At 69.5% G+C, this 24,896-nt stretch carries 15 protein-coding genes and 1 pseudogene; 3 read left to right on the plus strand and 13 right to left on the minus strand.

What is annotated here, in order from left to right:
• Positions 1 to 64 precede the first annotated feature (64 nt).
• The 3 genes from BJF83_RS24130 to drmD all read right to left on the minus strand — a co-directional run bounded on the left by BJF83_RS24130 (position 65) and on the right by drmD (position 5,121).
• Entirely contained in the window at positions 65 to 433 is a 369-nt protein-coding gene (locus BJF83_RS24130; RefSeq protein ID WP_262391834.1) for a hypothetical protein, read from the minus strand.
• 176 nt (positions 434 to 609) lie between these two features.
• Entirely contained in the window at positions 610 to 1,698 is a 1,089-nt protein-coding gene (locus tag BJF83_RS24135; protein WP_262391835.1) for an XRE family transcriptional regulator, read from the minus strand.
• Between the two features lie 114 nt (positions 1,699 to 1,812).
• The gene (gene drmD / locus BJF83_RS24140; protein WP_262391836.1) at positions 1,813 to 5,121 is read right to left on the minus strand and encodes a DISARM system SNF2-like helicase DrmD; all 3,309 of its coding nucleotides are present in this window, start codon (positions 5,119 to 5,121) and stop codon (positions 1,813 to 1,815) included.
• 227 nt (positions 5,122 to 5,348) lie between these two features.
• On the opposite strand from drmD, the gene BJF83_RS24145 reads away from it, so the two are divergent.
• Both BJF83_RS24145 and BJF83_RS24150 read left to right on the plus strand, forming a co-directional pair.
• Positions 5,349 to 7,484: a UvrD-helicase domain-containing protein gene (locus BJF83_RS24145; protein WP_075928122.1), complete on the plus strand. Its 2,136-nt coding sequence runs from the start codon at positions 5,349 to 5,351 to the stop codon at positions 7,482 to 7,484.
• Positions 7,485 to 7,552: 68 nt separating this feature from the next.
• The gene (locus BJF83_RS24150) at positions 7,553 to 9,979 is read left to right on the plus strand and encodes a DUF262 domain-containing protein (protein WP_262391837.1); all 2,427 of its coding nucleotides are present in this window, start codon (positions 7,553 to 7,555) and stop codon (positions 9,977 to 9,979) included.
• Between the two features lie 232 nt (positions 9,980 to 10,211).
• Here the strand turns inward: BJF83_RS24150 and BJF83_RS24155 are convergent, their stop codons facing one another.
• From BJF83_RS24155 to BJF83_RS24200, 10 genes and pseudogenes are all read right to left on the minus strand, one after another.
• On the minus strand, positions 10,212 to 11,642 hold the full coding sequence (locus BJF83_RS24155) for a plasmid pRiA4b ORF-3 family protein (RefSeq protein ID WP_262391838.1): 1,431 nt from the start codon (positions 11,640 to 11,642) through the stop codon (positions 10,212 to 10,214).
• Between the two features lie 106 nt (positions 11,643 to 11,748).
• Complete coding sequence (locus tag BJF83_RS30030) at positions 11,749 to 12,420, minus strand: hypothetical protein (protein ID WP_262391839.1); 672 nt, start codon at positions 12,418 to 12,420, stop codon at positions 11,749 to 11,751.
• Positions 12,421 to 13,270: 850 nt separating this feature from the next.
• A complete protein-coding gene (locus BJF83_RS24165; protein ID WP_262391840.1) occupies positions 13,271 to 13,894 on the minus strand; it encodes a TetR/AcrR family transcriptional regulator in 624 nt (207 codons plus the stop codon).
• Between the two features lie 369 nt (positions 13,895 to 14,263).
• Positions 14,264 to 15,094, minus strand: coding sequence for a CdaR family transcriptional regulator (locus BJF83_RS24170; protein WP_075928126.1), 831 nt, complete (start codon positions 15,092 to 15,094; stop codon positions 14,264 to 14,266).
• A gap of 125 nt (positions 15,095 to 15,219) precedes the next feature.
• A complete protein-coding gene (locus BJF83_RS24175; RefSeq protein ID WP_143832070.1) occupies positions 15,220 to 15,582 on the minus strand; it encodes a phosphopantetheine-binding protein in 363 nt (120 codons plus the stop codon).
• Positions 15,506 to 16,216 (minus strand): AMP-binding protein, encoded by a 711-nt coding sequence (locus BJF83_RS24180; RefSeq protein ID WP_262391841.1) that lies wholly within the window; start codon positions 16,214 to 16,216, stop codon positions 15,506 to 15,508. The genes BJF83_RS24175 and BJF83_RS24180 overlap by 77 nt, the downstream gene beginning before the upstream one ends.
• The gene (locus BJF83_RS24185; protein ID WP_075928129.1) at positions 16,198 to 18,174 is read right to left on the minus strand and encodes an AMP-binding protein; all 1,977 of its coding nucleotides are present in this window, start codon (positions 18,172 to 18,174) and stop codon (positions 16,198 to 16,200) included. Before BJF83_RS24185 ends, BJF83_RS24180 begins: the two co-directional genes overlap by 19 nt.
• A gap of 224 nt (positions 18,175 to 18,398) precedes the next feature.
• Positions 18,399 to 21,785: pseudogene (locus tag BJF83_RS30035) on the minus strand (amino acid adenylation domain-containing protein); the annotation flags it as partial.
• Entirely contained in the window at positions 21,701 to 21,913 is a 213-nt protein-coding gene (locus BJF83_RS24195; RefSeq protein WP_075928131.1) for an MbtH family NRPS accessory protein, read from the minus strand. The gene BJF83_RS24195 and the pseudogene BJF83_RS30035, both read right to left, overlap by 85 nt.
• Positions 21,914 to 21,937: 24 nt before the next feature.
• Positions 21,938 to 23,257 (minus strand): MFS transporter, encoded by a 1,320-nt coding sequence (locus tag BJF83_RS24200; RefSeq protein WP_075928132.1) that lies wholly within the window; start codon positions 23,255 to 23,257, stop codon positions 21,938 to 21,940.
• A 268-nt stretch (positions 23,258 to 23,525) separates the two neighbouring features.
• Here BJF83_RS24200 and BJF83_RS30040 point away from each other — a divergent pair, with 268 nt between their 5' ends.
• A complete protein-coding gene (locus tag BJF83_RS30040) occupies positions 23,526 to 24,893 on the plus strand; it encodes a condensation domain-containing protein (RefSeq protein WP_075928133.1) in 1,368 nt (455 codons plus the stop codon).
• Positions 24,894 to 24,896: the final 3 nt, after the last annotated feature.

Below are 24,896 nucleotides of genomic sequence, written 5' to 3' on the forward strand. Positions count from 1 at the left end.
CCAGGGGCACGTTCGGCGCGAACGTGCCCTGGTAGCCGAGATCACGACAGGTGGGGAGTTCTATCTACCCCAGGAGTTTCTTCGCCCTGGCCCAGGTCTCGAAACCTCCCTTGGCGAAGGGCAACCGCATGCCGGACTCCCGCAGGGTGTCCGCCAGGGTCGAAGCGCCCGCCAGGGTGTAGTCACCCCGCGCGCAGGCGTCGGCGACCAACCGCATGGTCCCGCAGACGGACAACCCATAGCGCTCAGCCGTCTTACGGGCGTCCCTGTCGTCCATCACCAAGGTTCCGCCCTGCAGCTCGGCGTAGGCGCACAGCATCGTCTCGCCGATGTCGTGGTCGTCCTTGAGCGACATCCGGGTGCTCCAGACCCCGAATGCGTGCAGGAACTCCAGGGAGTCCATCGGCGCCGTGCGGATCCAGGCGGCGCGCACCACCACAGTGTGCGCATCGCGAGCATTACGCCTCACCTCGTCCAGAACCGACTGGGTGGTCAGACAGTCACAGTCCCTGACCAGATAGACCGAGCACGTCCCAGCGATCGGCTTTGGCGGCGTGCAGCAACGGAGAAGCGTCGAACAGGAAGGGATCATCGAAGGAGGTCAGCCCGTCAGTCCTCGCTGAGGTCTCGGAGTTCGATCTGTCCGCGCATCATCTCCACCGCGCGGGCGGGCGTGATCGCGTTCTCCCGCAAAGCGGCGATCACCGCGGACGCGTACCTCGGAGAGACCCGGATGGAGGCCAGGTCGGGCTGTGGTTTCCACCCCACCGCCTCCCGGAGCTCGATCTCGGTGGGCACACGGCCCCGGAGCCGACGCAGCTCACCGCTGTCCAACGTGCCAGAACGTCGAAGCTGCGCGATAGCGAGGCTCCACGACACCCGGTACTCAGCGGCCACTCTCACCAGAGTGCGCCGTCGGCTCTCCTCATCAGGTGCCGCCAAGACCTGGTTCAGCTGGACACTCGGCAACAGGAACTCCGCGGCGAAGACCTCCACCACACGTTCCCGCTCCTCCTGTGAAGTGTGCACGCCCAGATCGTTGGAGTACTCATCGCCCAACACCATGTGCCCCAGTTCGTGAGCGGAGGTGCTGCGCCGTCGGCCGGGTTCCTGGTCCAGGCGAACGACCGCGACCGCGACATCGCCGTCCACCAGCGAAGCACCGTCCGACGACAACGGAGCCACCGCCAGAAACTGACCGGCACGCTCACAGGCATCGGCCACCGACTCGATGGGAACATCTCCCAGGCCGAGGTGTGTCCTGAGCCAGCGGGCCGCGTCCCTGGCAGCGTCGTGGTCCGCGACCTTGCGCGGGTAGAGCGCCAGAGGACGCCGGTTCAGCGTGCCCAGGTCGATCAGCTGACGTACGTCCCGCAGCCACTGGGCGAGTTCAGCTTCGTTTCGGTACGTGTCACGCGCGGCGGCGCTGTCGCTGAGCTCCTCCGCTTCGGCGACGGTCGCCCGGCGCGAGACCACCTCGGGGGTGGGTGAGAGGAAGTGCGTGACCGGGTACCCGAGCACTCTGGCGATAGCGGTCAACTCCATCGCGTCGATGCGACGGGCACCCTTCTCCAGCTTGGAGATCATGCTGCGTTCCAAGCCCACTTGGTCGGCCAGGTCCTGTTGGGAGAGCCCCATGGAAGCACGGCTGTCCCGCACACGCTCGCCGATGCTCTCCCAACTCAGCTGATCCATCATGTGTGCGATCATCGCACTGTGCTCGTAGGTTTTTGACCAGCGCTGATCAATTCCGACTGACAAAAAACCTCACAACTTCGCACATCTCATCGCGCAGTCTTCGAGTCGGCCTGATCACCCCTTCACCGATGCCGGAACCAGAAAGGTGACCGCCACCGGGAACCAGCGTGCCCTGCGGTCGGCGTAGCGGTGGCGCAGGGCCGCCTGCTCCTGGACCTTGCGTCCGGGAACCTCGTCCAGGCGGGCTCGAAGCGCCTCGCGGTCCTGCCGGAGCTGCTCCTTCTCCCGAGGCTCGAAGAGGCTGGTCTGCTCCCAGCGCGGGGTGTCGTCCAGAGCCGCCTCGATCCCTTCCGCCAGTTCGTCCAACACCAGGCCGATCGCGTCGACCTCCTCCTCGCACTTGCGGTCCAGGTCCCGCTGGACCGCCCTGAACCGCTGGTTGGCGCGCTGGTGCAGCGCGCCGCCCACCGCCTTGTCCAAGGAGGGCCACAGGTCGACCAACCGCTTCCGGATCGGTTCAGGAGCCAGGCCTTCGGTGGCGACCTCCATCCAGCGGCCGATCTCCTCCTCCTTGGCCCTCACGAACGAGCCCTGCTCGATCCGGCCACCGGCGAGCAGGACCTCCTCGTGCAGCCGGGTGCCCTCCGCTCCGGTGACCACCACCCGGCCGTGGGCGACGACCGCGGGTACCCGCAACACGTCGGACTCCACCACCCGTGCGGTGACCCGGCTCAGCTTCGACCCCTGTGACCACAGCTCCTCACGGAGCAGGGTCAGGCACAGGTCCACCAGATGGTGTTTGAGGTGTAGCAGGACCAGGTCGTTGCGGCCCACCACAGCGTCAGGGTCGAAGGTCACCAACCGCTCCACACCGGTGACCGGATGCGCCAGACCGGCGTTACGCGCGCTCGCCCACGCCCCGGCCAGCTCCGGCAGGCGGAAGCACTTGGCGGTGACATCCTCCGGAGGTTCGGCGTCGATGAGGTCCTTGCGGTGGGCCAGGTCCAGCCCGGTGCGGACCACCCGCTCCAGGGTTTCGGGGGTCAGGTCGAGACGGTCACGGCTCCCGGTGAGCGTGGCCGCCAACTCCTCCACCCGGCGGTTGAGTTCCCGCTGGGTACTGAGCCGGGCCACCCCCGCACGCGAGGTGATCTCGCTGTCGGTCTCGGCCCACTCCGCCCGCTTGCCGAGCATCTTCTGTTCGACCTGGAGGGCGATGACGTCACCGGCGCTGCCCAGGTCCTCGCGGATACGGTCCACCTTCTCCACCGCGGTGCGCAGGAACCCGAGTTCGTCCTCCAGAGAGCCCGGTTCGGCGGCCTCCCACCCCTTGGGGACGAAGTGGGTGACCTCCACCTGATCCGCCTTCTGACCGTGGCGGTCCACACGGCCGTTGCGCTGTTCGAGCCGGTTGGGGTTCCAGGGGATCTCCCAGTGCAGGATCCGGTGGCAGTACCGCTGGAGGTTGATGCCCTCGCTGGCGGAGTCGGTGGCCACGAGGATCCGGACCTTGTCGAGGTCGGGGCGGTCGGTGAAGACGTTCTTGACCCGTTCACGCTCCTCCGGGTCCTGGCCGCCGTACAACTGGGCCAGTCGCTCTCCGCCCTTGCCGCCGTAGCCGGCGGCGATGAGCCGCTCGCGCAGCCAGCGCTGGGTGTCGCGGTACTCGGTGAAGATGATGACCCGCTCGTCAGTCCAGTCCGCCTGACCGTCCGATCCGCCGGGACCGCCCGGTCCGACCGGTCCGACCGGCTCTCCGTCGACGCCGGGGTGGAAGAGGATCGGATCCAGCCAGGAGCGCAAGGCCGCGAACCGGGCGTCCGAACGCCCCTGGGCTTTCTCCGCCCAGGAACGCAGGCCGACGAGGAGGCCGCGTTCGTGTTCGGCGAGCCCGGGGGCACCACGGCTCACCGTGCCGAACACCTCCGTCTCGGCCTCCTGGTACTCCTCCTCGTGTTCGGAGGTGGCCGACAGGCGTTCCCGCAGAACCGGCAGGACCGCCTGGGCCGGGGCCTGCTCGCAAGTACCGGAGTCCTCGTCCGCGGCGCCTTTGGCATCCATCGTCGCCAGGTGGGTGGTGACGGTACGGGCGAAGGCCTGCGGTGAGGAGAACAGGCGCTTCTTCAGCAGGGTGGTGACGAAGTCGACCGTGTGGCGGCCGGTCTTTCCGACCCGGTCGCGGCGGCTGTCGGCGTACTCCACCAGGGCGCGGTGCGCCTCGCGTTCGGCCTCGGAGTAGTCCACTTCGGCGTAGCCGAGCACCCGTGCGGGAAAACGCGCGGCGCCGTCCCAGCGTTTGGGCAGGTCACGCTTGAGACGGCGGACCATGGCCCGGGCGAGCTGTTCGTCGGAGGGCTTGACCCCGCGGGCGAAACGCTGGTCGTCCAGCAACTCCAGGAGAGCGGAGAACGACTCGGGATAGCCGTTGTGCGGGGTGGCCGACAGGAACAGCCGGTGTTCGCAGTGGGGTGCCAGCTCCCGGATCGCCTTGGTACGCAACGAATCGACCGCGTACTTGCCGCTGCCCGCGGGGGCCACGTTGTGCGCCTCGTCCACCACCAGCAGGTCGACGGTGCGCGGATAACGGGGACTGGCGGGCAGGATCTCACGGAGCATCCGCCGGGGGCGTTCACGCTTGAGCCAGTCGATGCTGACGATCAGGCGTGGGTAGTGCGTCCAAGGGTTGGCGTACAAACCGCGCTCGCGGCGCAGCCGGCGGGCCAGGTCGGCGTCGACCACTCGGAAGTCCAGGCCGAACTTGTCGCGCATCTCGTCGTGCCACTGGGTGGTCAGCCCGGCCGGGCACACGATAAGCATGGTTCGGGCGCGGTGGCGCAGCTGGAGTTCCTGCATGACCAGTCCGGCCTCGATGGTCTTACCGAGACCGACGTCGTCGGCGATGAGCAGGTTGGTCCGGGGCATCGACAGGGCCCGCACCACCGGTTCGAGCTGGTAGTCCTCGATCTCGATCCCCGAGCGGAAGGGCGCCTGCAGGGAGGTGTTGTCGGCCGAGGTGATCGCGCCCCAGCGGACGGCGTGCAGGAAGGCATCCAGGCGGACGGGGTCGTCGAAGCCGAGCGCGGGTGCGGGCAGGTCCCTGTCCTCGTGGATCCGGGTGCCCACCTCCAGCTCCCAGAGGACCTCGATCCGGTCGGTGGAGGCGTCGTCCCCGATACTCACCAGGGACACCATGTGCTGGGGCTTGCCGGTGATCCGGGTGGGATCGCTGGAGACGATGTGGGAGGCGCGCACCTCGGAGACCACCCACTGGCGGTTGCGGACGGTCACCAGCTGCCCGGTGCTGGGGGCCGGAGTGCCGCTCTCATCGATCGCGTCCTCGGAGTGGGGACCGAGGACCTCGATGTGCGCCGCGCCCTGGGGAGTCATACGTGCGCCGCCCTTCGTCGTGTGTGCCTCCGTCATACCAGGGGCCGGTGTCAGGGGTGGCGCCTACCGCGGGGCTCCAGGCCGTTCCCCGTACGTACGACGTTCCGGGAACACCGCACCATTGACCGATATCGGCCACCGGACGAACAGGTCGGTCCCGGGCGCCGGGAAGCCCGACCTCGCAGAGGTTCTCGTCCTATGCTGGTTTGGCAGGCCCCTCCCCTGGACGCCCCTCCCCCACCCCCTGTCCCGGAAAGGCTCCCGTGCCTCAGCTCGCGATCGCCAAGGACTTCCTCACCACCTACGCGGTGCTGGACAAGAAGCTGCGCAAAGCCGTCGACGAGGCCTTGGACAAGTTCGCCGACACCTATTTCGCCGGCGGTCACCTGGAGAAGATCACCGACAGCCGGGACCCCCGCTGGCGAACGCTCCGCATCAACCAGGGCTACCGAGGCGTCGTCCTCGCCCCTGATTCCGGAGACGTGTTCCTCCTGGTGACCGTGCTCGCGCACCGGGAGGCCTACCGGTACATCCGCAACCGACGCCCTTCCGTCAACCAGGCGCTCGGTGTCTTGGAGTTCCGGGACGAGACAGCGCTGGACACCATGAGCACCGCGCTCACCCCGATGGCCGAGGCTTCGGACGACACCCTGTTCCGGGAGGTCCCGGACAAGCACTTCACTCAGCTGGGTATCGACGAGGACACCGTCCGGATCGCCAGACTGCTCCCCGATGAGAGCTACCTCGACGCTCTGGCGATCATGATGCCCAAGGCCCAACACGACGCCCTGACCGCGCTGGCCTCAGGGATGTCCCCTGATGAGGTGTGGGCCCTGCTCAGTCGGGAGCTCGTCGAGGAGGTCACCGCACGGGAGGTCGACCCCGACGACCTGGTGTCGGCGATCCGGCGCAGCCCGGACCAGGCGGTGTTCGTGGAAGGTCCCGAAGAACTACGGGAACTGCTGGAGCACCCGTTCGACGTGTGGCGGACCTTCCTGCATCCGCGGCAGCAACGCATCGCGTGCAGGGATGAGTTCGCGGGTCCGGTGATGGTCACCGGCGGCGCCGGTACCGGCAAGACGGTGACCGCGCTGCACCGGGTGGCGCACCTGACCGACCGGTACGCCCCCAACGGGCGGCAGCTCTCCCTGGACACTGGCGATGTCGCCCCGGACCAGCCCATCCTGCTCACCACTTTCACCACGACCCTGGACACGGCTCTTCGCTCCCAGCTCGAACTGCTGGTGCGGGACGAGGACCGCCGGAAGCTGGTCGACGTGCGCAACCTGGACAAGGTCGCCCACCAGGTGGCGCGTCACGTGCACGGCAGGCCCGACTTCCCGAACTCACGTGAACTCGTCGCTCTCTGGGGCCGCCACGCCGAGGGTTCGGACGTGTCGGGACGGTTCCTGTTGGAGGAGTGGGAACACGTGATCCTCGCCCAGGACCTGCGTACCGAACGTGACTACCTACGAGCCCGACGGCACGGACGGGGACGCTCCGGCCGTATGGGCATCGGACAGAAGCAACGGGTGTGGCGTTCGGTCCTGGACGCCACCGAGGAGATGCGCGCCAACGGGCAGTGGACGTTCACCTGGCTCGCCTCGGAGGCCGCCGACATTCTCAACCGCACCGGAAAGCGTCCCTACCGGCATGTCGTGGTGGACGAGTCACAGGACCTGCACCCGGCCAAGTGGCGACTGGTGCGTGCCTTGGTCCCCGAGGACCGGGACGACCTCTTCGTCGCGGGCGATCCGCACCAGCGCATCTACGACCACCGCGTTTCCATGGCAGCGGTGGGGATCAACGTGCGCGGCCGGAGCCACCGCCTGACCGTGAGCTACCGCAGCACCCAGGAGATTCTCTCCTGGGCCGTTCGGGTGCTCGGCACCGCGCCCGTGGAGGGGCTCGACGGGGTGCGATCTCACCTGACCGACTACACTTCGCCGCTGCACGGCCGGACTCCAGCCATGCACGCCTACCCCACGGAGCAAGCGGAGCTGGAGGCTCTCACCCAGGTGGTCACGGGGTGGCTCACCTCCGATGTCGAGCCCGGGACCATCGCGGTCGCTGCCCGCACCGAGGCTCTGGTCAGAGAAACCAGAGCTGCTTTGGAGGCCGAGGGCATCGACACTTGCGCTCTGGCCCAGGACTCCGGGGTCCGGGTGGGCACGATGCACTCGATGAAGGGGCTGGAGTTCCGCTGTGTGGCGGTGGTGGGTGCGGGGACCGCATACCTGCCCCTGGAATCCAGGGTCACGGACATCTCCGAGGATCCGCTGGCACACGCCCACGACCTGCAGCGCGAGCGGAACCTTCTGTTCGTCGCCTGTACGCGGGCCCGGGACACCCTGTACGTGTCGTACTCCGGCGAGCCCAGCCCGTTCCTACCGAAGTAGGAGTCCGCCCCCGACAGCCCGTCCGAGATTGCGGAGACATGCAGGCCAACGAAACCACCTTCCGAAACATGGTCGAAGGAACCAAGCAGTTCCAGGTGCCGCTGTACCAACGCCCCTACTCCTGGGGCAGGGAGGAACTGGAGCGGCTCTGGGGCGACCTCACCGAACAGGTCGACCGCGACGAGGAGGCGCGCCCGCCCCGGTCCGCCGGGCACTTCCTGGGCTCGGTCGTGCTCGCGCCCGGGTCGTCCTCGGCGAGCACGCTGACCCGTTGGCTGGTCATCGACGGACAACAGCGGCTCACCTCCCTGTCCATCGCGCTCGCAGCCATCCGCGACCGGCTGCGTGAGGTGGAGGTGCTGGAGGAGGGTGACCCCAGCGGCGCGGACCGGATCGATGACGTCTACCTGGTGAACAAGTACAACAAGGGACCTGACAAGTACCGGATCGCGCCGACCCAGGCCGACCGGTCCGCCTTCGCGGCCGTCGTCAACGGGCACCCCGAAGCGGGCGGTGACGACAGGGTCGGGTTCGCCTACAACTACTTCTCCCGCCAGGTCAGGCACTACACCGAGGAGGATCTCCTCCGGATCGAGGAGATCATCGGCCACCGGCTCAGCCTGGTGGACATCCAGGCAGAGGCGGGCGACAACGTCTTCCGGATCTTCGAGTCCCTGAACAACACCGGCAAGGGACTCAGCCAGACCGACCTGTTGCGCAACTACGTCTTCATGCTCCTGCCCGATACCGGACAGGAGGTGTACGACGAGGTCTGGTTGCCGATGCAGGACGAACTGGGTCCGGAGACACTGGAGACCCTGGCCTGGCTGGATCTGGTACTGCGTGGGGACGAGCGGGCGAAACAGAGCGAGGTCTACCACGGGCAGAAGGAACGCCTGGAGAAAGTGTCCCACGCCGGTGGTGAGAGGGCCCTGCGCGGCGAGGTCGAACACCTGTGGCGTCTGGGGCAGCTGCTGCAGCGCGTACTCGACCCCGTCTTCGAAAGCGACCCGGATCTGGCCGAGGTCCTGACCCGCCTCGAATCCTGGGGTAACAAGATCTACCGACCGCTGGCGCTGCACCTGATGGTGCTACGCGACCAGGGGCACACCGACACCGACGAGCTGATCCGCGCACTGGGGTATGTGGAGAGTTTCCTGGTCCGACGGATGATCGCCGGTGTGCCGACCCAGGGGCTCAACAGGATCTTCATGTCCTCACCGAAGGAGATCCAGCCGGGCGGCTCGGTCGCGGACTCCGTGCACCGGTACCTGTCGGATCCGCGTCGGCGCTGGCCGTCCGACAAGGCGCTGCGCGAGGCGGTGGCACACCGCAATTTCTACTGGTCGGGTCAGGCCCTACAGCGCACCTTCGTACTGCGCAGGTTGGAGGAGGCCTTCGACTCCCCCGAGCCGGTGGACTTCGGCAAGGCCAAGGTAAGTATCGAACACGTCATGCCGCAGAGCATGACCGAGGAATGGTACGAGGTGCTGCGCAAGCAGACCGACCCGGACGAGACCGAGAACGAACTGCACGGACGTCTGCTGCACACTCTGGGCAACCTGACCCTGACCGCGCAGAACTCGAAGCTGTCCAACCACATGTTCGAGCGCAAGCAGAAGATCTTCCAGTCCAGCGGTCTGAGCATGAACCGCCAGATCGCCGATGCTCCCAGTTGGGGGAGGCCGGAGATCGAGGCACGTGCCGCCCTTCTCGCGGACCACGCCTGTGCTCTGTGGCCTTCCCCCGCCTCCTCCGGTACTCAGGCACCGGAGGAGATCGGTGAGGATCTCGCCCAGCAACTCGAACACGCGCTGGCGATGCTGGCGTCAGGCCGCTGGACCACGCACCGCGAACTCGCGGTACTCGTCGGGGCCAAGACGGCGACCGTGGCCCGGTATCTGAGTGCCCACCCGGGCACAGCCCACGAGGACCGGGTCTTCCCCGACACCAGGGCCGCAGAGGAGGCGGGATCAGGGCATGAGGGGTTCGTGCCGGCCGCCGCACTGGCTGAACTGGTCGGACTCGAGGTGGACGAGTTCGTCGAACGGGAACGACAGTTCCACTCACTGCTCCTGGAGAACCAGCGGCCCGTGGTCGTACGGGCGGCTCAGGCCCTGATCGACGAATGGAACGCCGCCGGTGGCGACCTGCTCTGGGGGAGCGGCGCCGACACCAGTTGTTTCCTCCTCACCTGGGACGAGAGCGTGAACGCCGACTGGCGATGGGCGCTCGTGCTCTACCCGTTGTCGGGACGCGCTGAGGTGGTCTTCCAGCACATGGCGCGCCGCCCTCCGTTCGACGATGTGGCTCTGCGGAGGGAGCTGCTGCACAAGTTCAACGCGATCCCTGGAATCGACCTGCCCGAGGACTCACTGAACCGACGACCGAGTTTCCCGCTCGAAGTCCTCGTTGAGGATGGCAGGGAGCGAGTGCAGCAGGTGCTGTTGTGGTTCCGTGAGCGCTGCCAGGAGTGGCTGGACCAACAGATGTGACCCTGGCACAGGGTTCACTCGGTGCACCCGTGGGGGTGCACCGCAAGGGCCGAGGGCGTGCACCCTGAGGGTGCACACTCCCCAGCGGAACGCGGGGCAACGCGACACAACCGGGGAACCGCCTCTCTGGGGTGCCCCGGTCAACACCACGGAACCCGCGCTGACGCCCTCCAGAGTCGACACGGTCGCCGTATACCGTAGTCCTGCGACGCCGACGGGCGCGGGTCAGCGGTCAGGTCGGACTCCGCAGGGCCGCGCGGGCGAACGACCTACCCCGGGCGGTTGGCGCGGTACCCCGACTGAACGATCCCTTGGACCACCCGCCCATGGTGTCCAGAACCGCCCACACCTCGTACATGGCATCCCAGGCGGCCGAGGAGTTCACCGACAGTCCGCCGTCGACCCGCCACCCCAGACCGGTCAGGACCGCGGCGACCTCACTGGGCACGTCCCGGCTCCCGGCGGCCACCGCCAGCACCGCCACCAGGCATCCCAGCCGTTCGACCTCGGCCTTGGGCGTGGGCGGCATCCGCGCAGCCAGGTGGTCCCACAGCGCCCGGGGATCCTCGCGTGCCTCCTTGCCCACCTTGGTGAGCAGCAGCCGCCCCTTGTGCTTTCGCAGCAGCCCCGTCTTCTGGGCGGATTCGCGCAGATTCAGCACCGGCAGGGTCTGGACCTCCCGGTTGGCCATGCCGAGCCACCTCCCCGTCAGGTTCAGGGCCTCGGCGGCCTCCCGCACGCTCGCCGGGGGCAGATACCCAGCCCCGGTCAGCTTCACCCCGTCGTCGCCAATGTGGTCCAGCAGCCAGGTGTACGGGCCGACCGCCGCACGCACAATGGCCGCGCTCGGCTCCTCCTCCGGGGTGGCCGCCGCGGCGGCCAGGGCCAGCAGGCGTCCCCGCACCCGCGGGTCACGTACGGAGGCCAGCAGTTCACCGACCGGACCGGGCAGGTCGTCCGGAACCGGCCCGACCACCGCCGCCAAGGTCCGGTTGACCGCGTCCATATCGAACGGGACCGGAGCCCGCGCCGGGTCGGGGTCCATCCCGAAGACCTCCCGGTACTCGGCGAGCGCCTCGGCATGGTGCCGGTGCCCGGTGTCGGTGGCGGCGCTGAACAGTTCGTACCCGGACGGGCCTCCGCAGTCCTCGGGTGGGGCCGACCTGCTCCCGGCGGCGCACACCGCCCTCGGCCCGTCCTCCTTGCGGGGGACGACGGCTTGGAGGGTGAGCAGGTGCTCCCAGTCGTCGCCGAAGTCGTACAGGTAGAACAGCCGATCCCCGACCTCTGCCAGGACCTCGTCCAGACGCACCTGCTCCTCGGGGACGCCGGGTCTGCCCCCCTGCGCCTCGAACGGGCACAGGTAGAGCTCGGCATCGCGGCTGTAGTAGGAACCGCCGCTGGCGAACCCGTGCAGGTGGTAGTTCTCCCACCCGAACGCGGCCTGGAGGATCGCGTGCACCTCGTTGAGGAACAGGTCCGAGTCCAGCTCCAGCCTGCGCCACACCGGCGGCTTGGTGCCGGTGATCTCCACCCGCACCCGGTAGGTCATCGTCTCCTCCCGGCGGGGACGGCGCCGGGACGGTCGCGGGGACTCCTCGAACAGTCCGAACCCGAACGGGGAGCCGTCCCCGATCCCGGAGGCGGCTGCGGCCCCCGGCAAGGCTTCGAATCCTTCGGGAAAGTCATCACGGTGATCACTCATAATGGCAAGCTACCGGCTGCCCGCGTCGGCGGCGGCGGCGGCGGGAAAGGGGTACCGGGATGTGTCATCGGCCAAGCCCCGCCTTGTCCATGCGGCGCTGGAGCCCGCTCTTGCGGCGGTGCCGCTCGCGCAGTTCCCGCAGCGGCCGGTCAAAGGCGACCTGCTCCCCCTCGCGTTCGGCCAGGGCGCACAGGTCAGCGAGCAGGGCCACGGCCCGGTCGTACTCGTCGGGGCGCGTGGTCGCGATGCGGTCCTCGACCTCCTGCCACGCCTGATCGCGCCGTCCGGCCAGGACGTCAAGGCGGGCGGCGCGGGCGGCGGACTCCTCCTCCCTGCGCAGCCTCTCCCGGTCGGCCTCCCTCACCGCCTCCTCTCGTTCCCTGCGGGCTCGGTACTCCCCGGCGGCGGCCCACAGCTCCCGCACGGTCCGAGAACCCTCGGCAACCGCCGGAGCACCGCGGCCGCTCTCCTGGAAGGCCTGGAGCATGCGCGCCCGTGCCCGGACGGCCTCCCCGTCTGCCACCAGTTCCAGCAGACGGTTCTTCTCCTTGGCGGGCCGTTCCTCGATCCACCGAGACATCTCCTTCCCCCGGTCGGCCCCGGTCGGCAGGGGCGGAGATGCCTGGGCGGCCACCGCGAGCAGGTCCGCGTCGATGCGCAGGAAGTCCGCGACCGCGTGCAGGGGAGCGCTCAGGTCCCCCAGCTGCCGGGAGCGGGGGTTCCACCTCCTCATCATCGAGGTCGTCGTCGGCCTGCACCGACAGCAGCCACGCGAGATACAGCAGCCGTCGGTCGCCCCCGAGCAGTTCGGCCCGAGCCGGGGCGATCCCCGCCAAGCCCACCGGGAACTCGACGAACTCGACTCCCTCCTCGTCATCGAAGGTCAGGGAGATGACGGTCCGGCCGCCGCCGGTGGTGTAATGGGCTATGTCGGTGAGCAGGTAGGGCTCGATGTCATGAGGACGCAGGACCGCACTCGGCGCCGCAATCATGACCTGCCGGGTGCCCCACTCGGTGAAATGGGCGAACACGTCGAAGTGGGTGCGCATGAGCCTGACCGGATCGCCGCGGAAGTCGCCCCAGTGGTACTCGTTGGTGAACGAGGTCGCGGTGATGCGCGCGCGGCTGGACAGGGCCCGCAGTTCGGCGCGCTGCCCCTCGTCCAGCGGCCGGTCCAGGGCGAGGAAGTCGTAGTGCTGGTAGGCGCCCATCGCAGGGCACTCCTTTCGTCGTAGCGGTACACGTGGTCGGCGAGCCGTTGCCGGGCGCGTCCCAGGGCGCGCTCCTCACTGCGGAGGGTCCACGCGGCCAGGCCGTCCCAGCCCGCGCCGTGTGTCACCTCCTTGAACCGGGCGAACGCCCCGCGCCCGCCCAACGCACTCTCCAGGCGCTCCCGCAGGGCGGCGGAGGGCTCGGTCGTGAGGTGACCTGGCCCGCCGGACGACTCCAGTATAACGAACACGTTCGTTCCGAACAAGTTCGCGACGGTCTCGGTCCACCAGGCGCACGGCGTGTGCACCACTGCGGAGCTGCCCCCGGCAACGGGCGGGCCGGGCGGCCGACGAGACGGCTTCAATCCTTCGATTTCAATCCTTCGCACCGGGGACGGGCGTGTGCGTGATGCCGTTGACCAGAACGTCGAAACTCCAGCTCATGCGGTCGCCGGGTGAGCCGCTGACCAGAGCGGGCATGTGCGCCTTGATGGCTGGGTGGGCGGTCTCATCCACGGACCGCAGGGCCCGGCTGGTGGCGTTCCAGTCGTCCTCGGCCATGGGGTCGTGTTCTTGCGTTGACTGCTCGGCGGCCGTGGAGGTGGCGTCCTGGAGTAGCTTGTCCACGCCCCAAGCGACCTGCTCGCGGGAGACTCCGCTGCGGGACAGCAGGTCCAGGACGCGCTCCACCAGCCGCAGGTAATTCTCGCCGCTGGGGCGCGCCACGAGAGCCGACCGGGCAAGCTGTGGGTGGTCGAACAGCACGGCGGTGTAGGAAGCCAGTACGGCGCGGAGCCGCTCGCGCCAGCTTTCCCCGGCGCTCCCGCCGGTCAGGTCGACCTCGCCCAGCAGGGCGTCCAGCACGGCCGCATGCAGTTCGGCGGTGTTGGCCACGTAGACGTACAGTGACGCCGGACCGGTGTCCAGCTCCTTGGCCAAGCGGCGCATAGTGACCTTCTCCAGGCCCTCGGCGCGCATGACCCGCACGGCGGTGTCCACGATCCACCGCCGTGAAAGGGCAGGCTTCGCCGCACGTTCCCGGCGGCTGATCGGCTCTCTTCTCGCAGTCATATCCCGATCGTAACGAACATGTTCGCGAATCGCTCGGGTGCGCGTCCCGAACCACCGCTGCCACCAGGCCATACGACGGCCAGTTCAGCCAAGGTACTGGCCGCGCTGCGTCTGCGAACGGATTCACGTCGGTCTGCGACCGGTTCTCCATCTGGAGCAGCTGGTCGCCTACGGGCGCATCGACGAGGACACTCACGAGGCGGCATCAGCCGAACTCGACATCGCCGACAAGGGAATCGAAGAGGGGACGCCGGAAAGCAGGAAGACCTCGCTACCGCTCCCGGCCGCCACCTGCGGTCAGGCCTCGCGTCTGCGGGGGATCCCCGAGCGGGACCTCACGGAGGTTTCCGGGGACTCCCCCTGCTCCTCCGGCATCAGCCGCGCGGCGAGGGAAGCTGCTCCGAGCATCTGGAGGTCCTTCGGGACCCAGGGCGAAAGCCCCGTTAACTCGTGGATCCTCCTGAGCCGGTAGTCCAGCGTGTTCGGGTGGATGTGTAACTGACGTGCGACATTGGAGCGCTCCCGACCGTGCTCGATGTAGGAGACCAGGGTCTCCAGGAGCGGCGCCCCGGTGGCCATGAGCGGGATCAGGCGGCTCGCGAGCAAGGCGGCCAGATCCGGAGAGCGCATCAACGCGATCTCCATCGGCATGTCCTCCACCCGGTGGATCCCGGGCCCTTGCCCCAGGCGCTCGACCGCACCGATCACCATGGCCAGGTCGTCGACGGTCATCTCGATCTGACCACGTTCGGTCGTTGTACCCAGAGCGACGTTCCAGGTGCCGTCGGTGGAATCGATCCAGGAGGTGGCGCGCGCGATCACGTCCTGGGCCACCTCCTGGTGGGAGCCGTCAGTGATCGGGAGCAGGATGACCGTGTCCCATCCGTACAGGAAGGACAGCGCGGAATCCCGGTGGCTGGGCGGAACCAGAAGGCTCGTACCGAGGTGCCCGAAGGAGTACACCTTGCTGTGCGGACCGCTGAACAGGACGACCATGGCGTCGTGGTCGACGGCCGCGGGGGGAACACGCAGGACGGAGAAGACGGAGGAGAGGGTGCGCGCGGTTGGCGAGGATCCGTGTGGGGCTCGGGTCCGGGAGGCGGTGACGCTGAATGCGGAGGCGGTCATGTGATTCAAGGAGATGAGGCTCTCTGACGAGACCGGGTACGGTCGTGTTTCGTCCTCGTGAGGGGGTCTCCCCGTCGAGGCATGGAGGGGATCGTAGCCATACATGCGCATTGTGTCACCCATGATCATGCCTCGCCATCATCACGAGCGGTTTCCGGGACCAGGAGGTGCTCCACCAGGAGCGCCTGTTCGGCGAGCGTGGGTCGGTCGAACACGTCGGCGACGCTGACCGTGACGCCGATCCACCGGCTCACGGCGCCCGCCAGCACGATGGCGTGCAGCGAGTTCCCGCCCAGTTCGAAGAAGTCGTCGGCCACGTCCTGAGGGCGCTCGCCGAGTCGCTGCTCCCACATGTCGGCCAGTTCGTTCTCCAACAGCCCCTCGGGACGCCGTGTCCGTGGATGCCGCAGGTCAGGGCCTGGTTCGGGCAGGCTGGCGACGTCGATCTTGCCGGACGCCAGGCGAGGCCAGTCCGCGACGGCCACCACGCGTCGGGGACCGCGGCGGGGAGGAGCCGTTCGCGCAGGAAGCGCCGTAGCTCGGCCGGGCTCGGTTCCGGAGCCGACGTATGGACGTAGGCGACCAGCTCGGCGCGTGCCCGGCGCGGTCGCGCTGGACGACGAGCGCCTCGGCGATGGCGGCGTGGTCCACCAGGGCGGTTTCCACCTCGGCGGGTTCGACGCGTACACCCCGGACCTTGATCTGCCGGTCGGCCCTGCCCAGCACCTCCAACGCGCCGTCCGTGCGCCGGACGGCCAGATCACCGGTCCGGTACTCGCGCCTTCCCACCCCGTCCGCGGCGGGGACGAACCGCGCCGCGGTCCGGGCTGGGTCCCCCACGTACCCCAAGGCGAGTCCCGCGCCGCCGATCACGAGTTCACCGGTGGTCCCGTCGGGGACGGAACCACCGTCCTCGTGCAGGACGCGCGCGGTGACGCCGGGTAACGGGGTCCCGATGGGGACGTTGCCCGTTTCGCGCCCTGTGACCTGGTGGGCCGTGGCGTCCGCGCACACCTCCGTCGCCCCGTAGATGTTGCGCACCCTCAGGTGCGGGAGCCTCGTGGCCAGGTCCTGGGCCAGGCGCGCCCGCAGGGGCTCGCCGCTCAGGTGCAGGACGCGCAAACACCGCAGCGCCACGCCCAGGTCGCGTCCGAGCGCAGGATCTCGGCCGCCAGCGTCGGCACCATCGTGGCCTTGGTGACGCCCGCCGACGCGAGGACCTCGACCACGTCCGCGGGGTCGCGCACGTCATCGGGCAGGATCGCCGTGGGAACGCCGCGCAGCAGGCCGTCGAAGAGCTCGGCGATCGAGTCCACGAACCCGATGGGGGTCCGCAGGACGAAGACGTCGTCGGCCCCGGCGGGCTCCTCGCGCAGCGACCAGTCGAGGCGGTTCATGATGGCGGAGTGTGAGAGGGCCACGCCCTTGGGCTGGCCGGTGCTGCCCGACGTGAAGACCACGGCGGCGGTTCTGCCCGCGTCAGGGGAGGCCGCGGGCGCGCTCCCAGCGCCCTCGCTCCCGCGAACGTCGACCTCCACGACGCCGTCCGGAACCGGCAGCGGTTCCGTGCGTGCTCGGACGGCGACGGTGCCGCCGGAGGCCGCCAGGAGACGGCGCAACCGTTCCGGGGGCTGGGCGGGGTCGAGGGGCGCGTAGGCGGCCCCGAGTCGCAGCACCGCGAGAACCGCGGTGACGTAGTCCGCCGAGCGCTTCGCGCACACGGGTACCACCGAACCGGCCGTGACACCGTTCCCCGCCAGTCGGGCGGACAGCCGTTCGGCGGCCTCCGACAGCTCCCGGTAACGCACGGTCGTCGCACCGACGTGCAGCGCCGTCGCCTCGGGGGTGAGTGCGGCCTGGTGTGCGAAGCGGTCGTACAGGTCGGTGGCGAACCCGCCGTCGGGCTCTCGCGGAACGGGTTGCGGGACGGGTGCCAGCCGTTCCAGCGGCGCGAGCGACGCGTGGGGTTCCCGGGCCATCTGGTGCAGGGCCTCGGCGTAGTAGCCCGCGATGAGGTCCATCTGGGCCCCGTCCAACCCGGAGTCGGAGAACTCCAGGAACAGCCCGACGCCACCGCTGAGCACGTCGCGCCGGAACTGGGCGGTCAACCGGTGGTACGTCTGGTCGGTCGCCCTCAGTGACAGCAGTCGCGGCCCACCGTCCGCCGTACGGTCCTCGTAGGGGCGAAAGTGCGTGTAATTGAACGTCGTGTCGAACGGGGTGTCCAGCCGCGCGTCCCGCAGCATCTGCGCGTAGGGATAGGCACGGTGCGCCAGGACCGCGGACTCGGCTTCGTGCACCGCGCGGACGGCGTCAGCGCGGGATCCGGGGCCGACCGTCACGCGGATGGGTGTCGTGTTGAGGAACATTCCGACGGCGGCGGCGCCCTGCGTGCTCTCCGGCCGGCTGTTGGCCATCAGGCCGGTGATGACGTCACGGCGCCCGGTCAACAGGGACAAGACCTGTACGTGCGCTGCCAACAGGACCGACTTGAGCGGCACCGCCATCTGGCCGGCGAGGGCCATGAGCCCGTCCGAGGTACGCGCCGTGACCTCCACGTCGCGTACCCCGTAACCGGGTGCGGCCTCCCCCGGCAGCCGTCCCGGGGGAGGGTCGGACAGCACCCCGAGCCAGAAGTCCCGGGAGGTGTCGTCGGCGAGGGCGGCGGCCTCGCGGCGCAGGAACCCGGCCTGGGCTCGGACGGCCTCGCGCGGGACGAGCGGCCCCGAGGCCAGGTCGCGGTAGGTGTCGAGGAGTTCGTTGAGGGCCAGCGCCACGCTCCAGCCGTCCAGGAACGGCTCCGTCAGCGTGAGCTGGAACTCGGCGTCGGTCATCAGGTGGGCTGTGAGCGCCAGGAGCGGGGGTCGGTCCCAGGCGAAGACCCGGTGTCGTTCACCGGCGAACCAGGAGTCGAACGCGGCGCGCCGCTCCTCGTCCGGGAGCGTGCGCACGTCCACGACCGCCAACGGGGTGGGAACCCGGGTGTGCACGAGCTGGACGGGCTCGCCGAAGGTCGTGGTGTCGATCGAGCTGCGCAGGAACGGGTGGCGATCGAGCAGCGCGTCCAGGGCGGTGCGCATCGGTCCTCGTCGAAGGCGCCCTCCAGGCGGAGGGTGGTGGTGTAGACGCGGTGGTCGGGGTTGGCGATCGACTCGTAGTAGAGACCGGCCAGCAGCCGTGAGAGTGGGAAGGCGTCCTCCACACCCGTGGGCACGCGGTCGCGGAGGTCGTCGGGGAACAGGGCGAACGGTGCGGCGTCACCCTCCTGTGCGGGGTCGACACCGTGGTCCACCTGCGCCATCGACGCCAGCGTGGGGTTCTGGAAGACGTCTTCGACGGTGAGCCCGAGCCCCGCCTGGCGGGCGACGGCGACGAGTTCGATGCTCAGGATCGAGTCGCCGCCCAGAAGGAAGAAGTCGTCGTCGAGTCCACCGGGCGGCGTGGCCAGGACCCGCTCCCACAGATGGGCCAGAAGCTCCTCCCGGACCGTCCACGGCCGCTCCCTCCCGTCCGCGGGCGTGTGGTGGGGCCGTTGGGGGTCGGGTAGCGCCGACCGGTCGACCTTGCCCGAGGTCAGCAGCGGAAACTCGGCCAGCACCGTCCACAGTGTCGGAACCATGTGCTCGGGCAGGCGCGCGGCCAGTGCGGCACGGACCCGGGACAACGTCTCCTCGGCGTCGTCGACGCACGTCAGGTACGCCGCGAGTGAGGATGCTCCGGACGGGCCCCGGTGCAGGGCGGCGACGGCTTGGCCGACACCGGGCACATCCCCGATCGCCGCCTCGACCTCGCCCAGTTCGATCCGGAAGCCCCGCAGCTTGACCTGGTCGTCGTCGCGGCCGAGGAACTCGATCGTCCCGTCCGCCAGCCGTCGGCCCAGATCCCCCGTCCGGTAGAGGCGCTCGCCTGGATCGCCCAGGCGGGAGGGGACGAACCGCTCAGCGGTCAGTTCGGGACGGCCGATGTATCCCCGCGCCAGCCCGACCCCGCCGATGTGGATCTCGCCCGTCACCCCCGGGGGCAGGAGTTGGCCGTGCGGGTCCAGGACGTGCACCGAGAGTCCGCTGATGGGACGCCCGATGGGAACGAGGTCGCGTTGGTCGGCACGGCCCCCCGGTCCCAGGTCGTGGGCGGTCACGTCGATGGCGGCCTCGGTCGGACCGTACAGGTTGTGCAGTTCGGCGTCGGAGCGGTGTCCGAAGGAGTCGCGCAGTTCGGGGGTGAGCGCCTCGCCGCTGCACACCACGTGGCGCAGTCCCGTGCACGCCTCGGCCTGGCCGCTGGCGAGGAACGCCCGCAGCATGGAGGGGACGAAGTGGACGACGGTGACGCCCTCCGACCGAATGATGTGTCCCAGGCGCTCGGCGTCCCGGTGCGCTCCGGGTCCGGCCACGGCGAGGGTCGCGCCCACGGTGAGCGGCCACAGGAGCTCCCAGACCGAGACGTCGAAGCTCAGCGGTGTCTTGTGCAGCACGGTGTCGGCGCCGTCGATCGGGTAGGCGCGCTGCATCCAGGCCAGACGGTTGGACAGCCCGGCATGGGTGTTCATCACGCCCTTGGGGCGCCCCGTGGAGCCGGAGGTGAAGATGACGTAGGCCAGCGCGTCGTCCTCCGGCGGGTCCGGGGCCTCCTCGACCGCGGGACCCTCGGCGGTCAGGTCAGCCAGTGCCAGGGGCACGGGGCCGTCCCGCCTGAGGGCGGCGGAGGCGTCGGTCACCACGGCCCGGGGACGGGCGTCCTCGACCATGTCGTCCAGGCGGGCGCGCGGCAGGGACGGATCCAGCGGGAGCCAGGCCCCGCCCGAGCGCAGGATCCCCACGATGGCGACGACCAGGTCGGTCGAGCGCTCCGCGTAGACGCCCACGACGTCCTCGGTTCCCACACCCAGCGCGCGGAGGCGCCCAGCCGCGGCGGAGGCGCGGCGGTCCAGCTCGGCGTAGGTGACCTCCACCCCCTGGCCGCGCACGGCGACACGGTCGGGGTGTCGGTGAGCCGTCCTGGCGATCTGTTCGGGAACGGTTCCCTCGACCGGCTCGCGGCGGGCACCGGTGCCCGCCGTCCGCGCCTGGGTGGCCTCCTCCTCTGACAGCAGGGCGACGCGCGACACGCGGCCGTCGGGGTCGGTGAGCATTCCCCGCAGAACCTGCTCGAGGTGGTTCAGCATGCGCCGCGCGGTCTCGGTCTCGAACAGGTCCTCCTGCGCCCAGAGCATCACCGCCATCTCGTCGCCGTCGGGACGGAGGTACAACTCAAGGTCGAAACGGGCGGCCCCCGTGTCGACGATGTACAGCTCCGGCCGCAGTCCAGCGGTCTCGGGCAGCGGCCGCTCTGGACCGTTGTAGCCGATGAGGACCTGGAACACGGGGTGGTACGCGGTGGAACGCGACAGCCCCAGCGCGTTGACGAGCCGGTCGAAACGCATCTGGTGGTGCCCGGTCCCGGTCAGGATCTCCTTGCGCACGCGCGCCAGCAGTTCGACGACGGAGGGGTCGTCGCCGAGCTGGACGCGCTGGAGGAGGGTGGTGATGTGGAGTCCGACCACATCCGCCTGCTCGGGCCGCACGCGCCCGGAGAACGGGTAACCGACGGTGATGTCGTCCTGGCCGGAGTAGCGGGCGAGGAGCACGTGCAGGGCCGCGCTGTAGAGCATGAAGGGGGTGATGTGCTGGGTACGCGCGAATCGCGCCAGCGCGGCGGTCAGGTCCGCGGTCAGTCGGTGCTCGACCGGGCGGCCGCGGAAGCTGGGCACGCTGGGCCGGGGGCGGTCGGTGGGCAGGGACAGCAGGGGCGGCTTGCCCGCCATCCGCTTCTCCCAGTAGGCGTGGTGGCGCTCGACCCGAGCGGTGGCGCGTTCGCCGAACTGGTCGGCGATGTGGGCCCGATAGTCGGAGCGCGGTGGATCCTGCGAGGGCGGCCGTCCCTCCACGGCCTCCTCGTAGGCGGCCAACAGCGTCCGGTTGATGACGGGAAGCGACAGGCCGTCGACCACCAGGTGGTGGATCGGCATCAGCAGGATGTGGTCGTCGGGGGCCAGACGCAGGAGGGACGGTCGAATCAGCGGGGCGCGCGCGAGGTCGAAGGGGACGGCCATCGCGTGTCGGGCCCTTCGCAGCGCCTGCGCTTCACGGTCCGGGGGCGGGATGTCCGTCAGGTCCGTGAGGGGGAGCTCGGGGGCGGCCTCGGGCGCGACGCTCTGGACGACCTGGGCGCCGATCGTCAGGATCGAGGCGCGTAGCATCGCGTGATGTGCGACCAGGCGGCGCAGTGCCTCGGTCAGGGCCGCCACGTCCAGGGGGCCGCGCAGGCGCAGCGCGTGCGGAACCGTCGAGTTCGACTCCGCTCCGTGCTGGTGGGAGGCGAAGTACATGCGCTGCTGCGTCCACGACAGGGGCAACACCCGGGTGCCCTCGGGGAGCCCGGCCCCCGCGGCGCGCAGCAGGTCGAGCAGTTCGGCGTCGACCTGGGGCGACCTCTCCGGCAGGAGCGCCGGGTCCACGCCCGGGGGCGGGTCGGCGCGCAGGCGCCCATCGCGCTCCGACAGCTCCACGCCCAGGTCACAGAGGCGGCTCAACACCGCGAGGACGGCCTCGTCCAGAGCGGAGACGGTCACGTCGCGTCCTCCGCGCCCAGCCGAGCACGCAGTGACCGCGGGCGCTGGTCCGTCCAGGCTGCGGCGATCCACGCCAGGCACCGCTCGCGGTCGCCGCTCACCCCGATGGGTCGCCATCCGTCCGGACACGCTGACCCGGTGGGCCACAGGGAGTACTGCTCCTCATGGTTGACCACCACGGTGTACAGGTCGTGTGAAGACTGGTCCACGCCCTGCTCCTTTCCTCGTTGCGCTCAGGACGGCGGTGTGGTTCCGGAAATCCGTTGGGGCGAGGTGACGGTCGGCAGGTCCTCGATGTCGCGTGTCCGGCGAATGTCGGAGAACAGAACGGGAAACGCGGCCAGACACATGAGCACGGTCGCGACGAGGACGGTGCCCACCGAGCCCAGGTGGACGCCGAGCCAGCCGCCGATCAGCGCTCCCGCGGCCGAGGCGACGCCGATGCAGAAGCGGATGCTCGCCGTGATGGAACCGAGCCGCTCCATCGGACAGGCGGTCTGCCGGTAGGAGTACTGCGAGATGTCGAACAGGACGAAACGGATCGACGTGAGCAGCAGGTAGCCGACGGCCATGGTGACGGGCAGGGCGGGCGCCACCACGAGCAGGAGGCCCGCTGGGCTCAGGAAGGCGATGAGCCACATGATCCGCGCGCTTCCCACCAGACGCATGACGAAGGAGGCGCCCATCGCGGCGAGCAGACCGCCGCTCTCACCGACCAGGAAGACGACGGCGACGGCCACCGAGGACAGCCCCAGGTCCACGACGAGGTAGTAGAGGAAGACCGCGTTGACCATGCTCAGGCAGAACATGGAGCCGACGGTCGTGGCCGCGGTGCGGGCCAGCGGAGGATTGGCGCCCAACAGCGCGAATCCCTCCCTGACCGAGGCGCCCCAGCGCCGCCACGGGTGTCGGGAACCCGCGTCCCCGGCCCGCGGCCGTTCGCCGGGTACGTCCTTGGGGACGAACATGAACGCCACCGCGCTCGCCAGGGACAGCAGCGCGTCGACGACCAACGTGACCGGACCGCCGACACGCCCGTTGAGCAACGACCCCGCGCTCGGTCCGCCGACACGTGCGATCGACTCGGTGACCTCGATCCTGGCGTTGGCGTCGGGCAGACGCGAACGCTGGACCACGATGGGAACGTACGAGTGGTAGGCGATCCCGAAGACGACGATCGCCACCCCGACGAGGAACGCCGTGGCGTACATCCACGCCATCGTCAACCAACCGACGAGCGCCATGGCCGGAACCGACAGCAGCACCAGTGCGCGCAGGAGGTTGCACGCGACCATCAGCCCGCGCTTGCTCACCCGGTCGATATACAGGCCCGCCGGGACAGCGGCGACCAGAACCGCGACCGACGTCATGGCCTTGAGGACGCCCACCTCGGCCGTGCTCGCTCCGAGGGCGGTGATCGCGATGAGGGGGAGGACGATCGTCGTGATCGCGGTCCCCATCTCACTCATCGCCTGCCCCAACCACAGGACGAGAAACGCCCGATCACGCCACACGGGCCCCCCATCGGTCATTTCACGCCCCTCCACAGCCATGGCGGTCAGGTCGCCAACACCTTAGCCCCAGGCCATCTCCCTGTCTTTGTGACTATTAATAAAAATCTGACCACCCTACCCTTCATGAGATCTAACAAACTCTTGATCACCACTCCTCGATAAACACCGGCAGAGATTATGAGAAACACGGATTTGTCGATACGCGCTTTCCCTGATGTCCCTCGCGCGGCAGTCTCGTCCCGGGCGGTGCGGCGCGGAGAACGCGGCACCGCCCGACACGGGTCCGCCGAGACGACGAGGAGCGCGTATGCCGCTCGATCCACGTGCGAGGACAGAACCGGACACGCGACGCCGGGAACGGGCTGAGGAGATTCTGCGGTCCCGGACGCACCTCGCTGAGCGTCGGCACGCTCTGGACGAGCGGGCCACCGACCTCGAAGTGCTGTCCTCGAGCCAGGAACGCATGTGGTTCCTGCACGCGATGGATCCCGCCAGCCCGGCCTACAACGTCAACGACGTCGTGCGCCTCGTCGGCGACATCGACCTCCCCGCCCTCGTCGCCGCCTGCGCCGACCTTGTGGCACGCCACCCGGAACTGCGGGTGGCCTACGGGGCCGACGGCGACGGGGCGCCTCGTCGCCGCCTGCCCGAGGCCACCCGGCGCTCCCCCGTCACCGTGGTGACGCACCAGCGGGACGAGGCGGCGCTCGTGCACGACTTCCTCCACCGGCCCTTCGACCTCGCGGATCCGCCCCTGGTGCGGTTCCTCATCGTCTCGGGCGGGGACGGCCCCGCACACGAGCACCTCCTGGCGACATCGGTCCACCACATCGCGGCCGACGGATGGTCCCTGGGTGTTCTGAACCGCGACCTCGGCGACCTGTACGCGGCCCGGCGCGGCGACGCGGAACCACCCTCGCCGCCCCGGAGCGACTTCGCCGCGTTCGCGGCGCGTGAGCGGCGGTGGGTGGGCGGGTCCGAGGGGCGGGCGGCCCGCCAGGCCCGGCACCGTTCCCTGGACGGGTTGGCGGCGATCGATCTGCCGATGGCCCGTACCCGACCACCGATCCCCACCTTCGGCGCAGGCACGTGCGAACAGCGCCTGCCCCTGGACACTGTGGAGCGGTTGGAGGGGCTGGGCCGGCGGCACGGCTGCTCCACGTACATGCTCCTGGGAGCGGCCTTCGCCTGCCTGCTGAACCGCTACTCCGGCCAGGACGACATCGTGTTCGGCTCCCCGGTGGCCAACCGCGACGACGCGGACCTGGCCGACGTGGTCGGGCTCTTCGTCAACAGCGTCGTCCTGCGCACCGACCTGTCCGGGCGCCCGTCGTTCACCGACGTCCTCCAGCGCTTCCGTGCCAGCACCCTCGACGCGCTCCGACACCAGCGCGTGCCCTTCGAGGCCGTCGTCGACGATCTCCAGCCCGAGCGCGCCCTGAGCCACAACCCCCTCTTCCAGGTCATGTTCGCCCTTCAGACGCCCGCACCGGAGTACCGCGCCTGCCCGGAACACGGTCCGAGCCGGTGGGGTTCGACGCCGACGTGTCCCGGTTCGACCTGGAGTGGACCCTGTGGCGCGACGACGCAGGGGCCCGTCTGCGGATCAAGTACTCCCGGGACCTGTTCGACGACGCCGTCGCCGCCCGGCTGGGCGCCGAGTACGCACGGCTGATCG

The organism is Nocardiopsis sp. CNR-923, assembly GCF_001942255.1.
GTDB lineage: Bacteria > Actinomycetota > Actinomycetes > Streptosporangiales > Streptosporangiaceae > Nocardiopsis.

Excerpts from the sequence above, each read along its gene's own strand:
- BJF83_RS24135 (WP_262391835.1), bottom strand. The coding sequence starts at position 1,698 with ATGATGGATCAGCTGAGTTGGGAGAGCATCGGCGAGCGTGTGCGGGAC.
- drmD (WP_262391836.1), bottom strand. The coding sequence starts at position 5,121 with ATGACGGAGGCACACACGACGAAGGGCGGCGCACGTATGACTCCCCAG.
- BJF83_RS24150 (WP_262391837.1), top strand. The coding sequence starts at position 7,553 with ATGGTCGAAGGAACCAAGCAGTTCCAGGTGCCGCTGTACCAACGCCCC.
- BJF83_RS30030 (WP_262391839.1), bottom strand. The coding sequence starts at position 12,420 with ATGATGAGGAGGTGGAACCCCCGCTCCCGGCAGCTGGGGGACCTGAGC.
- BJF83_RS24170 (WP_075928126.1), bottom strand. The coding sequence starts at position 15,094 with ATGACCGCCTCCGCATTCAGCGTCACCGCCTCCCGGACCCGAGCCCCA.
- BJF83_RS24185 (WP_075928129.1), bottom strand. The coding sequence starts at position 18,174 with ATGCGCACCGCCCTGGACGCGCTGCTCGATCGCCACCCGTTCCTGCGC.
- BJF83_RS24200 (WP_075928132.1), bottom strand. The coding sequence starts at position 23,257 with ATGGCTGTGGAGGGGCGTGAAATGACCGATGGGGGGCCCGTGTGGCGT.
- BJF83_RS30040 (WP_075928133.1), top strand. The coding sequence starts at position 23,526 with ATGCCGCTCGATCCACGTGCGAGGACAGAACCGGACACGCGACGCCGG.